Consider the following 14,733-nt stretch of genomic DNA (forward strand, 5'->3'; position numbering starts at 1 on the left):
TCCTCTTCTAATTTAACACCCTTCGAATGGTTTAACAGATTTACTATACACGTCACTTTACATACTGTATAATACATCTTTAATTATTAATCCATTCCTTTTGGTCTATAGAAAGGAGACTCGAAATGGAACTGCTCCAGTTAAAATACTTTCAGACAGTTGCACGACTAGAACACATGACAAAGGCAGCTGAAGAATTGCATATTGCGCAACCTTCACTCAGCAAAACAATCGCTAGACTCGAAATGGATTTAGGAGTTCCTTTATTTGATCGCCAAGGCCGACAGATTACTTTAAATTCTTTCGGAAAAGTATTTTTAAAACGAGTAGAACGTATTTTTCATGAATTAAGTGAAGGGCAACGAGAAATTAAAGATTTAGCCGAATTACAACAAAGCTCTATTACACTGGCCGTTTCTATTCCAAGAATATTACCAGAACTACTTGGCTCTTTTTTACTAGAACATCGTAACGTTCGATTCCAACAATTTCTTGCATCCACTCCTTCTATGAAACGACAACTAGATAATATAGAAATTGACTTTTGTATCTCCTCTGTGCCAATTGAAGGTCAGGAGATTGTTTGGGAACCACTTATTACAGAAGAAATTTTCTTAGTCGTCCCTTCAGGCCATCGTTTATCAGGCCGAGAAAATATCCACCTGCATGAAGTAAAAAACGAACCGTTTATTAGTATGAACACTGGCTATGGATTTCGACACTTAACGGATGGATTTTGCAAAGAAGCTGGTTTCACTCCGCATATTGCTTTTGAAGTAGATGAACCGACTGTGATTAGCGACCTCATTAAGCAAGGTCTCGGCATCGCTTTTGTTCCAAGTTTAACTTTATTAAAAAACTCTACTTTAGCATCAAGCAAGTTGCGTATTATTGAACCCAATTGTCAGCGAACCATCGGATTAAGTTGGTCAAAAAAACGCTACTTATCAAAAACAGCTCAGCAATTCCGTGAATTCGTGATTGATTACTTCTCCAACATTAGGACGTAAAATTATATCAACAAATAAAAGTTGCCACCCTCATATGGTGGCAACTTTTATTGTTCACTCTTTTTTAATTCCATTTCAGCTAAAAGTGGTAGTACATTATCAAAAATATGCGTATTATTATTTTCACCTGTTACATATCCACCGTAATATCTACTAAATACGTTATCATTTCGGAATGTGGCCATATGATCATACAATTCTTTCGCAAACTTTTTATCACCTGTTTGTAGTACGTACAAAATCGTTAATCCGTATGCGGCTGGCGATTCATAATTCACAGTTTGTTTTCCCGTTTCTAAATTGTAACGACCGTATAGTTTTCCATCCTCCTGGAATTTCTTCTTTATAAATTCCAAATAAGCAGCTGATGAAAGACCACCTAAACTTCGATGGTATGCAACGTATGATTGGTCAATAAGATTCACTTCTTTATCGTACGTAAATGTACCATCTTCTTTATACTCTTTCGGGAATGCCCAGCCATGCCTTGGATAATCCGCTAAAAATTGAACGACTTCCTGATATTGCTGAGCAGAAACTTTGTCGTACTTCTTCATATAGGAGAATGCACGCGGATTTATGTATGATGTTGTTACAAAATTATTTTGTTTCCCTGCATCTGCATCATAATAATCAACATAATAATTATCTTTTTTATTATAACGAAGTACAGCATCACTTAATTGATCGGCAAGGTTTTTATAACGCTCTTCCTTATACATTTCATAAGCACGATATAATTGTTCTATAATACGAAGATCATCTATAAGTGCATTTGTAGCTGACTGCCTCTCTCCCTTTTCAGAGAGTTTCCATAAAACGATATGATTCTTATATACGAAATTATCTTGAATAACCTTTACTTGCTCATCAAATAACGCCTGATCATCTTTATCAAGTGTATATTGTAACCATAATCCCGCTGATTCTGATAAAGCTTCACGTCCCTCGGCTTCACCCGTACCTGCCTTAGTATCTACTAAACGATACGTGGCAAGAGTTCCATTATCATTCACCATATGTCTTAAAATAAAATTTTCTGTACGGTTTCCTTGTAAAGCTGACCAAAATACAATTCCACCTAAAGCGATTAAGAAGATAACTCCAATCCCTATATATAAACGTTTCCGCAATCTTTTCACCTCCCTAGTAAGGCTAACCTTAATTTTATCAGAACATACATAAATTTAAAAAAGACAATCCACTAGATTGTCTCTCCCATTTCTATCCCTCGCAAACCTCTTTAGAAGGTTTATATAGCGATTGTACAAGTCGATCATATTCACGACGTGTAATCTCTTTATTATATAGCTTCAATAATAAATCTCTATGCTCTTTTGAAAATGCCATCTTTTTAATGACTTCAGGATACATAAAACACCCTCTCCATTTCACATAAACTTCTTTATTCCGAAAAACAGAACTTATGTTCGCATAAAAGATTATAAAAGATTCCTGTAAAAAAAACAAACAAAACATGAGAAACTATTTATTTCTTTCTATTCAAAATATTACAACATTATATTATCATATTCACTTTTTAAATACATATATATTTTTGGTAGTTTTTTTGAATAAATCTTCCAATTCAATCAGAAAATAATGGCAAAAAAGAAGAGGAGTTTACATATGGATACGGTAACATTAGCAAGAGCATTTTTTGGTTCTTCATTAGCATTCCACATTATTTTTGCAACACTTGGCGTCGGACTTTCATTGATGATTTTTATAAGCGAAATACTCTATCACTGGAAGAAAGACTCCGACTATGCCATTATGGCGAAAAGATGGACAAAGGCGTTTGCTATTCTTCTCGGTGTAGCAATTCCAACTGGAACAATTGTTGGTGTGCAAATCTCACTTCTTTGGCCTGGTTTCGCCAAAATTGTTGGGCAAGTTATTTCTGTTCCCTTCCAAATTGAGATTTTCGCCTTCTTTTTGGAGGCTTTATTCATGTCGATTTACGTATATGCAGCCGATAAACTTCCTCCATTTATGAGATTAATCTCGCTATTTTTCGTCATGCTTGGTGCCACGGCATCCGCCGTTCTTATTACATCAGCAAATACATGGATGAATACACCAGCAGGCTTTTCAATGAATCCAGATGGATCTGTTTTTAACGTTGATCCGTGGAAAGCTTTCTTTAATCCAAGTTTTGGCACAAGTGCATTTCATGTCGTTATTACGGCTTATGCAACTGGTGCGGCTGTCATTGCTTCTATTGCTGGATTTAAATTATTGAAGAAAAATTTAAGTACACGTGAAATTGCTTATCATAAAAAAGGGCTGCTATTAGGGCTTGTCGTTACATTTATTACAGGCGCTACGATGTGGCTTTCAGGACATGAATCAGCGATTGCCTTACATAAACACTCACCTGAAAAACTTGCATCTGCTGAAGCTTTATTTGAAACGACATCACACGCACCGCTATCCATTGGTGGAGTTGTGGATCCTAATACACTTGAACTAAACTATGCACTTGAAATTCCAAACATGCTTAGCTTATTAGTGGGACTAGACCCTAGCACTGTCGTAAAAGGACTAAACGAATTCCCACAAGAAACATGGCCACCATTTTATACACATACACTATTCAACTTAATGGTCGGCACTGCTGCGTTTACCTTCGCTGTTGCAGCAATTGCGCTCTTATATTGGTACTTCGTTTACCGAAAAAAAGGAACAGAACTACCGAAGTGGCTACTTTTGGGGGCTGCCGCATGCGGACCAATTATGATGCTCGGTATTGAATTCGGATGGATTTTCAGTTGTAGCGGTCGTCAACCATGGACAATTTATGGTATGCAACGTACCGTCGATGCATCTACACGCGCCGATTTCGTCGGTCCTTTATTTGTTTTGTTCATCATTTTATATATTGGACTCGCTATTTTAACAGTCATTGTTCTACGGACATTCTTTAGAAGACATCCATTAAAGAATGATTTACAACACCAAGGAGGCGATTCTCATGCATGAGGAAAGTATTGCAATCATCATCTTATGGGCCCTTATTTTCGTATACAGTATACTAGGGTCCATTGATTTTGGCGCTGGTTTTTGGGGCATGGTATACGCAAAACATCCGACGCTCGCTGCTAAACTTGCGAATCGGTACTTATCACCAACTTGGGAAGTAACAAATACGTTTCTCGTTTTCGTCGTTGTCGCATTTCTCGGCTTCTTTCCGAAAGCGGCCTTTACTCTTGCGACAGTAATGTTCGTACCAGTTATGTTAATTTTAGTGCTCATTGCAGTACGTAGTACATTTATGGTATTTGCTTACTCCTTGCCAAAATATCAATACCTTCTTCGGGTTATTTCAGGTATTACTGGTCTATTAATTCCAGCACTATTAATTACCGTTTTACCCGTTACAGAGGGAGCCTATATTACAATGTCTGAAGGAAAGGAAGTACTCCTATATGGAAAACTTCTTTCTAGCCCAGTTATCTACTGTTATATGCTCTTCGGACTAACTTCTGAACTATTTCTCTCCTCTCTCTTTCTTGCTGATTTTTCGAGAGAACAAAGTTCAGAAGATACGTATAGAATTTATAGAAGAAATGCTATCATCCTTGGTCCTGCAACGCTCGTTACGGCAATTATTGCCCTCGTTGTAATGGATCCAGAAACACATTGGCTTATGCAAGGATTAATAAAGCAATTCCCGTGGTTTACAGTTTCTATTGTTTTATTCGTTATCGGATACTCGTCCCTTTGGTGGACAAACAAAAAGTACAATACACTAGGATACCCTCGCATTGCCGTTTTAGCTGTCGTCGCTCAATATGCATTTGCAAGCTATGCTTACGGGGTCGCGCATTTACCGTATATTATTTATCCTGACGTAACGGTATTTACAAGCTTTACAACGAAAGAAACGTTCTATGCACTTCTCATTCTATACGCAATTGGGATTGCAATTTTATTACCAGGATTTATTTTCTTCTGGAACTTATTCTTGAAGGATCGTACTTTTTTGAAGGAAAAATAATATAGCATTGGAGTCTGTTCCAAAAGGCATTTTGGGATAGACTCCTTTTGTCGTGTTTTGTCGATAAGTCGATAGATTTTAAAAATCGCTGATATATTTTGAGTTGCGCTGATATATTTTAACTTGCGCCAATATATCTCAATAATCGCCCATATAAATTTCATTTACTATCTTACTGCCCCAATAATTTATAGACTCCTCTCATAATAGTTATTTCACTATTCGTGACACTTGTCCTTTAGCTTGAAAAACACATATTCACTTCATCTCGTTATACGTCTAGTTCTTCTTATTTTTTGCTGAATATACTACCAATATAAACTTGAGACAAGCTACATCTGTTTAAGGGAAAATAGAAAGGTAGGCAAAATATGAGCATTGAAATATGGATTACTATTATTGTATTCTTCTTAACAATGATTGTTATCTTTTGGCGGCCTAGAGGTTTAAATGAGGCGTGGCCAGCAGCAATCGGAGCTGGTATCATCATAATTACTGGACTTGTATCAAAACCAGACATCATGGATATTATAAGTAAAATTGGCGGTGCTTCCATAACAATATTAGCAACTATTGTTATGGCAGTTATATTAGAAAGCTTCGGCTTCTTCCATTGGTCCGCAGCGAAACTAGCAAATTTAGCAAAGGGTTCTGGGCGCCGCTTATACTGGTATATTCAATTATTATGTTTTCTTATGACTCTTTTATTTAATAACGACGGTAGTATTTTAATTACAACTCCAATTTTAATTCTTCTTCTAAAAAACCTTCAATTAAAACCACATCAACAAATTCCTTATTTATTAAGTGGTGCTTTAATCGCTACGGCATCTAGTGCACCAATTGGTGTAAGTAATATCGTAAATTTAATCGCATTAAACATCGTCCATATGACTCTTTATATGCATACTGCTATGATGTTTGTACCTGCAACATTAGGCTTATTATTTATGTCATGGCTCATGTATACAGTTTTGAAGAAAAAACTTCCAAAAAAATTACCTGTTTCTTCATATGATATTGAAGAAATTTTCTTCACGAAAAACTTCCATCCACTAAAAGGAAATAATTCTGTTGATACGAAACAAAAACGGACAAGATTCATGTTAAAAGTATTAGGTTTCGTCTTCCTTATGCGCTGTCTTCTATTCGTTGCATCCTTCTTATCCATCCCAATTGAAATCGTTGCGGTACTTGGTTCACTCGTTCTGCTCATTTGGAGATGGTACTACTTACGAACAAATCCTGTCGACATTTTGAAAAAGACACCGTGGCACATTTTAATTTTCGCCTTCTCTATGTACGTCATTATTTACGGACTACACAACGCAGGATTAACAGCTGCACTTGTACAATGGCTCGAGCCATTTGTGAATCAGCATCTACTCTATGCTAGCTTTGCGATGGGCGGACTTGTATCCATCCTCTCTAACGTCTTCAATAACCATCCTGCCCTTATGATTGGTACAATCACATTAACAGAAATGGGACTAGATCCAGTCACATTAAAAACTATCTATCTTGCAAACATCATTGGTAGTGACATCGGTTCACTATTACTACCAATTGGCACGCTAGCTTCACTCATTTGGATGTATATTCTGAAACAAAACAAAATTAAAGTAAAATGGAAAGACTATTTAAGTGTATCCCTTATCGTTATCCCGCTCACAACAGTCGTCACACTATTCCTCTTATTCTACTGGGTACATCTCTTCTTCGCCTTATAAACAACAGAAGCCCCATTTGCTACCGTCTTAGCAAATGGGGCTTCTTCTATAATAAAGTTAGGTACTACAGTGTGATCAATCAAGTAAAGAGGTGTAACATGTTATTGATATAAATGACTACCAGCTTCTTTAAATTCTTCTGCTTTCTCTTTCATTCCTTTTTCAATTGCTTCTGTCGTTTCTAAATCATTTTCTTTTGCATATTCACGAATATCATGTGAAATTCTCATACTACAAAACTTCGGTCCACACATTGAACAGAAGTGAGCTGTCTTTGCCCCTTCTGCAGGCAACGTTTCATCATGATATTCCATCGCACGTTCAGGATCTAAAGATAAATTAAATTGATCGCGCCAACGGAATTCGAAGCGTGCTTTTGAAAGTGCATCATCACGCTGATGAGCCGTTTTATGTCCTTTCGCAAGATCAGCCGCATGCGCTGCAATTTTGTACGTAATAACACCCGTGCGTACATCATCTTTGTTTGGCAAACCTAAATGTTCTTTCGGCGTTACATAACAAAGCATCGCTGTTCCAAACCAGCCAATCATCGCAGCTCCAATTGCAGATGTAATATGGTCATAACCTGGTGCAATATCTGTCGTTAGTGGCCCAAGTGTGTAAAACGGCGCGCCCTGACAAATATCAAGCTCTTTCTCCATATTCTCTTTAATTAAGTGCATCGGTACGTGTCCAGGTCCTTCAATCATAACTTGCACATCATGTTTCCAAGCAATTTTGGTTAATTCACCAAGTGTTTCAAGCTCAGAAAACTGTGCTTCGTCATTGGCATCTGCAATAGACCCTGGACGTAATCCATCTCCAAGAGAGAACGAAACATCGTACTGCTTCATAATTTCACAAATCTCTTCAAAGTGAGTATATAGGAAGTTTTCTTTATGATGGAATAGACACCACTGCGCCATAATCGAACCACCGCGCGAAACGATACCTGTCGTACGCTTTGCCGTGATTGGAATGTAACGAAGCAATACACCAGCGTGAATCGTAAAGTAATCAACGCCTTGCTCCGCCTGCTCAATTAACGTATCACGATATACTTCCCACGTTAAATCTTCTGCAATTCCGTTTACTTTTTCCAGCGCTTGATAGATCGGTACAGTTCCAACTGGTACAGGCGCGTTACGAATAATCCACTCCCGCGTCGTATGAATATTTTTACCTGTAGATAAATCCATAATCGTATCTGCACCCCAGCGCGTTGCCCATGTCATCTTCTCTACTTCTTCTGCAATCGAAGAAGATACAGCTGAGTTTCCGATATTGGCGTTTACCTTCACATGGAAATTACGCCCGATGATCATCGGTTCAGCTTCTGGATGATTAATATTCGCTGGTAAAATAGCGCGACCTTCTGCAATTTCCTTACGAACAAACTCCGGCTCTACCCCTTCACGAATCGCAACGTATTCCATCTCAGACGTAATAATGCCATTACGTGCATAGTGCATTTGCGTAACGTTTGCACCTTGCTTTGCTCTAAGCGGCTGGCGATCCATTTGCGGGAAAACAGGTGTATGCTTCGAAGCTACTTTCACACCGTCATCCTCTGGTTTCACTTCACGCCCTTCGTATGCTTCTACATCACCACGCCCCATAATCCAAGAGTGGCGCGGCGTTGGAATTCCTTTTTCCAACTCGACCTTATACGCAGGATCTGTATAAGGACCGCTCGTATCATACACACGGATTGGTGGATTTGGAACGCCATTCGTTTCACTTTGTTCAATCTCACGCATCGGCACTTTCATACCTTCTCGTGGTCCATCCACATATACTTTCTTACTCCCTGGTAAACTAGATTTCAATTCAATTTGCTCAGCTGAAACAGATTGTTTCATAAATTTTGTTGCCCCCCTGTTCGTGACAAGGACGAGATATGGCCAGCGCATGCCAAAATAAAAAGAGCCAGGTCCATAAAAAAATAAGGACCTGGCTCATAAAGACATCATTATGTAAAGCCGTTAACTTCCCTACGCTGGTACGAGCCAGATCAGGTCCAAAGGGTTAAGAAGTTCACGCGCTTCTCTCTCAGCCTACGCATACGTTAGGCACCCCTAGTTTATCACTGATTTAATTTTCAATACTTTCCCATCATACACCATAATCTGAAAAATTCAAAGTTTATTTCTTTTGTTTTTTACGGAATCATCCACGTTATACGATGCTTTTAAACAGTTTTAACAGGAGACAACATCTTTACCCCTTATTGCTACAGGAGTCTTGGCGTTCAATACCCTTTCTAAACTGTTCCATTTAGTTACTTTATTCCATGAGAATTTACCAACTAAGGGATTAGCAACTACCACAATAAATTCAATCCATACAAGAGTTAAAATGCTATTCAAAAAGGCTTGTGAATGGGATGGGGATTTATCAAGAAGAACTCTATGGATGGCTCAAAATTAAAAGGAAAGAAACAAGAGATACAGCCTTACGATCAAAAGGAAATCATTAAGATTTTGGCTTTAACGGAGCAAAAAAAAGAAATGAATAAGATGCTATTCCAATTAGCTATCGTTACTGGCATGCGTAGGGGCGAGCTATTAGGCTTAGAATGGGGACATCTTAATTTTGATAATGATATGATTCATATCCAACAAACAGTTGGCAGAGCAGGCAAAGAGATACTATTAAAAGAGCCTAAAAAGAGCAAATCAAAAAGAACTATTTCTATCCTTCCTGCTTTTACAGTCAAATTAAAACAATATAAAAAGTACTTGGCTAAAAAACGTATTGCCTGTGGTGATCTGTAGGAAGGTGAAGAACATTTCTTCTTATTCTCAACATGGACTGGTAAACCACTTACTCCTGAAAAAGCTAGCAGTAGGTGGCATTATTTCCCCCAAAAACATGGATTACGCCATATTAAATTACACGGGCTACGTTTCACTCATGCTACCTATTTATTAACGCAAGACGAAAATTTAAAAGTCATATCAGAACGTTTAGGACATAGCGATATACAGACAATCATGAATATATACGCTCATTTATTAGAAGAAGCAAGTAAAAAAACAAGCAGCCATTTTGAAACGCTACTTGCTCAAAGGATATCTTGATTATCCGTAACTGTAGGTATTGTAGGTAAGAAAACAGTCATAAGAATACATTTTATTAGATAAGAAAGAGCATCACAGCCTAAAAGCCAACTTATTTTATCTCTGTTTTCAAAGTATAGTTCTCTAACAATTTATAGTAATGCTCTTCTTTCGAACGCCAAAAAACATTACTTTTCTTTTTATAATATAAAATCCATTTCCGTAATAATAATGGTTTTTTATTTAATTTATCTCCCTCAGCTTTTATATCTTTAAATACCGAAATCCAATAACCAAAATTATATTTTCCATCTTGATAAAGGGTTGGTGGTTGAATATTTTTAATGGAGATAATAAATACATTGTTACTCGCATAAAGATTTATACATTTTTTATTAGGATCATATTTAGTAACAAGGTTAATCTCCTTAATAATATTTAATAAATTTCTCCACTGCTCTTTAAATTGCTCTTTCTCTTCCTCTAATCTTCCATTTAATTTATGGACTGTAGTTATTTTAGCCCCAATATAATCTATATTCAAAACTTTTGCTATAACACTTCTATGTGTTCCCTGCATCGAAACATAATAACTATCGAAATCCTGATAGTAATCAAAGATAATATCTGATTCCTTTTTTATAAATTCCTTAAACTCTTCAATCCCATATCTCTGAACACTTTCTAAATTCTGTCGTATTCTATTCAAACTATATAATTGTTCTAGCCAACTCCCTTCTCTTCGTTTAGAGTTATCAACCCCTTTAAGCTTTTCTAACGGAATCATTGCATATTCACTTTCAGAATATGAATCAAACCATCTTGCTAAAGGCACTTTTCCAACACTTGTATCCCTCATTCTTTGCAGATGCGCATCCTCAATAAACTGAAGCAAAAAATCCGTTGTAAGTACATCTATTTTCTTCGTCCTGATTGGAATAACTGTCTCTTTTGGTAATTCCTTAGATTTTAAAGGTGGCATCTCCCTAACACTTTTAGACGTAACTTCTCTTAGTTTTTCTTCATATGACGGCTGCTTCTTGTTTTCTTCACTCCATTCTGGATAGTTAATTACCTTTTCGTTATCTGCTTTATCCTTTTGTAACGGCAGATTTTTCGTCTCTTTAAATTGAGAAACTTGCTCTGCACTATATTCTTTTACTTTATATTTAATATCAATATCTCTTACATTTAACAAAATGATTCTTTTATCTTCATAATAATCAACGATATTCCCTTTTATAAGAGCCAGTTTTCGATTTCCATCTGTCTTTTTATCGATCCATTTCAGTAAACTTTTTAATGTCATTTGAAATCTCTTTTTTCCATTCCCATTATAAATCAGCATAATACGTATTTGATCTGGTTTATTTTTATAGAACGGGTAAGCAAACCCATACCCTTTTTGCTCTAATTTCTCTAAGTCATTTTTATCTAAAAAACCTTCAACTATAAATGTATGATTAGGCCTTTTTTCCCATAACAATTGATAGCTTTCTCTTTTATATAGTTTATTAGTAACATATAATTGCCTTAATACGTTTCTAATGATTAAATCATCTTTACTATGCAGTAATTCAATAAGTTCACTAATAGTTCTAATATATTCATTTCTAACTCCGGGAACCTTCCTTGTAATAATTTTCTCTGGAACTGCTAAAACTTGATTCTTTGCAGATTCTTTCTTTTCTTTCGATTTTATTACTTTAGTCTGTTTGCTGCCAAACATATCTCGTTCATCTATATCCACTACTAACTTTTTGTCTTTGGGGACATCCCTAAATCGCTCTCTAACTGGAATAGTCTTCAAAATATATGAGCAGTCGATACAGTGTCCCTCTCGCCCTTCTCCCTCAGGCATCAAATTAAAAAAACGATTATCTGGTCCTCTGTTTACCACCTTGACTTCAGCTTTACAACCAGATTTAAGATGATTTTCACAATATAAAGTATACCCTTTAATATATCCTTGATCTCGTATAGTAATGGCCTCATCAGGTTCTATGTATCTTACGGTATCTCCATGTGAATAAATTGCTCTCTGCATTGACTCTGTACTTCTGGCCATTTTAACACCTCGCCTATATTTTTTCAGTTCTACCAATTCTATAATTCAATTTTACTATAGATGATAAAAGTAAAAATTAAAAAATCAGACATTTTAATCATATATAAACCTAAAGATATAATATATTTCAGTAACAAGTACCACTTCTTGTTAAAAGCACTATGCGTTACATAGTTGCATATATAAAATTTCTACTAAGTAATAACTGTTTCTATTTTTTATACAAATAAAAAAGCTCAAAATTATTAAAGGTGATCCACCGTCTATTTCACTTACCCTGTCAAGACAAGCTATCTTCAATTTTAGAAGAAAGACTTTCTTTAATAAATTGAGCTTTATAAACAACATTGTTCAATTATTTTATTTAAAAATTATCTTTCTTTTTCTGCCCTAAAAACCACTTCCAAAAAAATTCCTTATTTACATCTGCCCCATAAGTGGTGTTTCATCATTTTAAACCCTACGTTATACAACAGTAAAATCCCTATATAACTACATTTATGCTTATTCTCATTTCTATAATAGACATTACGGTATCATCCAAGTTAAATAATATGCCTGAACATAAGTCATAATCCCCACAATTATGACGAAGAACAAGCTATGTTTCACTGTAAAACGGAACAAATCCGATTCTTTTCCAGCAAGACCAACTGCTGCACAAGCGATTGCAATCGACTGCGGGGAAATCATTTTCCCTGTTACACCGCCTGTTGTATTTGCTGCAACAAGAAGCACTTCAGATACGCCGACTTGCTGCGCTGTAATGGCTTGTAAATTTGAGAACAGTGCATTCGCAGACGTATCAGACCCTGTTAGGAATACGCCAATCCAGCCTAAGAATGGTGAGAAGAACGGGAATAGTCCGCCAGTTCCGGCTAATGCTAACGCTAACGTAGAAGATAGACCAGAATAGTTTGCGATAAATGCAAACCCTAGTACAAATCCGATAGATAGAATTGGCATTTTTAATTCGCTTAACGTTTCTTTAAATGTCACTGCTGCATCTTTTACATTCATTTTCAAAATAAACATGGAAATGATACAAGCAATTAAAATCGCTGTTCCAGTTGCCGATAATACATCAAACTTCAGAATTGCCTCGTAAGGCGTTGGTTTATTTACAATTGGCTCTGCTTTCATTACTAGATTATGCAGACCTGGAATTTCAAACTTAAATACAAGACTTTCTAAAGTCCCTCCTGGAGCGAATAATGCCTTAAAGAAACTTTGGCTCCAAATGACTACCATAACCGTTAATACGATAAATGGGGACCATGCCTTCACTACTTTTCCAAACGTTAATTTTGGCATCGATGCTACTGTCATTGTTGCTGCTACTTCACTATTTGCTTGCCCAGATTGATAAGTTTCTTTCGGCTGCCAAACTTTTAAGAACAGCGCTAAACTAATTAAACTTACAAGTGCCGATGTAATATCCGGAAGTTCCGGTCCTAAAAATGTCGCTGTAATGAACTGCGTAATCGCAAATGAACTACCCGCTACAAGTAACGCAGGCCACGTTTGTCTTATCCCTTTAAATCCATCCATTAAAAATACGATAAAGAATGGAACAAATAATGATAGGAACGGTAATTGATGCCCAGCCATTTGTCCAATTTTATGTGGATCAATACCTGTTACTTGTCCAGCAACTGTAATCGGAATTCCCATCGCTCCGAACGCCACTGGTGCAGTATTTGCAATCAAACAAAGACCTGCTGCGTATAAAGGATTTAACCCAAGACCCGCAAGAAGCGCTGCTGTAATCGCTACTGGTGCCCCAAATCCTGCCGCTCCTTCTAAAAATGCTCCAAATGAAAATCCAATTAAAATAACGAGTAGACGATGATCGTTCGTAATCGATAATACCGATGCACGAATCACATCAAATTGACCTGTTTTTACAGAAATTTTATATAAAAATACGGACATAATGATAATCCAAGCAATTGGCCATAACCCGTACAAAAAACCGTATCCGGTTGCTGCCATTGCCATCGTGAACGGCATTTTATAAGCGAATAACGCTACTAAAACTGTAAGTACAACTGTAATAAATCCTGCCACATACCCCTTCATGCGGAAAACTGCTAAAGCTAAGAAAAAAAAGATAATCGGAATAAGTGCGACCGCTGCCGAAATCCAAATGTTTCCGAATGGATCATAAACTTGTGTCCATGTGTTCATTGTTCTCTCCCCCTAAAGAATCCCCTTTTAAATAGAATAACCTCATCAATAGACTATCAGGTCATCATACCTTTAAGCCTAAAATAAAAAAACGTTTAAGAAAACGTTTTCAACAACTTTCATTTATACTGTACCATAACAATTTCTATTAAAAAAGATTTTTTTGAAAATTTTATTATTTAACAGAAAATCTTACAAAATCGTCACGTTCTTGTAATGTTCATCGATAGGAAGTTTGCCAAAATTATTGCATAATAATAGTATAACAACAGAAATTATTCATGAGGTGATATATATGAACGGAAATAAAATATTAGCTGCGTTATCATACTTTAGTGTACTATTTGCCCCTATCTTATTCCCTATTATCGTTTGGATTGTGGGAGACGCTGAAACAAAACCACATGCAAAACGTGCTCTATGGACACACATCATTCCAAGTATCGCTACATTCATTGGCGTAACTATTCTAGGAATTATGGGTCTTGGATCTGATCAACCAGATGTAACACTTGGAATTGGATCAATGATTGTCTTAGCTATTTGCGGAATCATCAGCTTATACTACTTCATCTGGAACATTGTAAAAGGAATTAAAGTGCTGAAAGCTTAATTTTAAACAAATGTTTGTTTAAAAAGGGCCCCTTGCAATTTGCAAGGGGCCCTTTTC

Annotated in this window: 10 protein-coding genes, 1 pseudogene and 1 riboswitch; of the genes and pseudogenes, 6 read left to right on the forward strand and 5 right to left on the reverse strand. The window is 36.4% G+C overall.

Translation table 11 applies throughout. The features are described from left to right. Nucleotides 1-125: 125 nt before the first annotated feature. Nucleotides 126-1,010: a LysR family transcriptional regulator gene (locus MHB52_RS26755; protein ID WP_061664413.1), complete on the forward strand. Its 885-nt coding sequence runs from the start codon at nucleotides 126-128 to the stop codon at nucleotides 1,008-1,010. Between the two features lie 47 nt (nucleotides 1,011-1,057). Here MHB52_RS26755 and MHB52_RS26760 read toward each other — a convergent pair whose 3' ends face one another. Continuing rightward, nucleotides 1,058-2,143 carry a hypothetical protein gene (locus MHB52_RS26760; RefSeq protein WP_061664414.1) on the reverse strand — a complete coding sequence of 362 codons (1,086 nt, stop codon included), beginning with the start codon at nucleotides 2,141-2,143 and terminating at the stop codon, nucleotides 1,058-1,060. A 91-nt stretch (nucleotides 2,144-2,234) separates the two neighbouring features. Beyond that, nucleotides 2,235-2,384: a hypothetical protein gene (locus tag MHB52_RS26765; RefSeq protein WP_000283179.1), complete on the reverse strand. Its 150-nt coding sequence runs from the start codon at nucleotides 2,382-2,384 to the stop codon at nucleotides 2,235-2,237. 255 nt (nucleotides 2,385-2,639) lie between these two features. On the opposite strand from MHB52_RS26765, the gene cydA reads away from it, so the two are divergent. The 3 genes from cydA (at nucleotide 2,640) to MHB52_RS26780 (ending at nucleotide 6,743) form a co-directional block, all read left to right on the forward strand. Then, nucleotides 2,640-3,995, forward strand: a complete 1,356-nt coding sequence (gene cydA / locus MHB52_RS26770) for a cytochrome ubiquinol oxidase subunit I (protein ID WP_000381982.1) — start codon at nucleotides 2,640-2,642, stop codon at nucleotides 3,993-3,995. Next, nucleotides 3,988-5,013, forward strand: a complete 1,026-nt coding sequence (locus tag MHB52_RS26775) for a cytochrome d ubiquinol oxidase subunit II (RefSeq protein ID WP_000544169.1) — start codon at nucleotides 3,988-3,990, stop codon at nucleotides 5,011-5,013. The genes cydA and MHB52_RS26775 overlap by 8 nt, the downstream gene beginning before the upstream one ends. Nucleotides 5,014-5,384: 371 nt before the next feature. Then, nucleotides 5,385-6,743 carry an arsenic transporter gene (locus tag MHB52_RS26780; protein ID WP_000021119.1) on the forward strand — a complete coding sequence of 453 codons (1,359 nt, stop codon included), beginning with the start codon at nucleotides 5,385-5,387 and terminating at the stop codon, nucleotides 6,741-6,743. Between the two features lie 101 nt (nucleotides 6,744-6,844). Here the strand turns inward: MHB52_RS26780 and thiC are convergent, their stop codons facing one another. Next, nucleotides 6,845-8,605, reverse strand: a complete 1,761-nt coding sequence (gene thiC / locus MHB52_RS26785) for a phosphomethylpyrimidine synthase ThiC (protein WP_000814479.1) — start codon at nucleotides 8,603-8,605, stop codon at nucleotides 6,845-6,847. Nucleotides 8,606-8,717: 112 nt separating this feature from the next. Continuing rightward, nucleotides 8,718-8,833, reverse strand: a riboswitch (TPP riboswitch). Between the two features lie 429 nt (nucleotides 8,834-9,262). Between thiC and MHB52_RS26790 the strand changes: the two are divergent. After that, nucleotides 9,263-9,826, forward strand: a pseudogene (locus tag MHB52_RS26790) (site-specific integrase). A gap of 91 nt (nucleotides 9,827-9,917) precedes the next feature. On the opposite strand, the gene MHB52_RS26795 reads toward MHB52_RS26790, so the two are convergent. Both MHB52_RS26795 and lldP read right to left on the reverse strand, forming a co-directional pair. Beyond that, nucleotides 9,918-11,873 carry a hypothetical protein gene (locus tag MHB52_RS26795; RefSeq protein ID WP_061664415.1) on the reverse strand — a complete coding sequence of 652 codons (1,956 nt, stop codon included), beginning with the start codon at nucleotides 11,871-11,873 and terminating at the stop codon, nucleotides 9,918-9,920. Between the two features lie 528 nt (nucleotides 11,874-12,401). Beyond that, on the reverse strand, nucleotides 12,402-14,063 hold the full coding sequence (gene lldP, locus MHB52_RS26800; RefSeq protein WP_061664416.1) for an L-lactate permease: 1,662 nt from the start codon (nucleotides 14,061-14,063) through the stop codon (nucleotides 12,402-12,404). 295 nt (nucleotides 14,064-14,358) lie between these two features. Here lldP and MHB52_RS26805 point away from each other — a divergent pair, with 295 nt between their 5' ends. Further along, entirely contained in the window at nucleotides 14,359-14,676 is a 318-nt protein-coding gene (locus MHB52_RS26805) for a DUF4870 domain-containing protein (RefSeq protein ID WP_001014099.1), read from the forward strand. Nucleotides 14,677-14,733: the final 57 nt, after the last annotated feature.

This window comes from Bacillus sp. FSL K6-0073 (assembly GCF_038006085.1).
GTDB classification, from domain to species: Bacteria; Bacillota; Bacilli; order Bacillales; family Bacillaceae_G; genus Bacillus_A; species Bacillus_A cereus.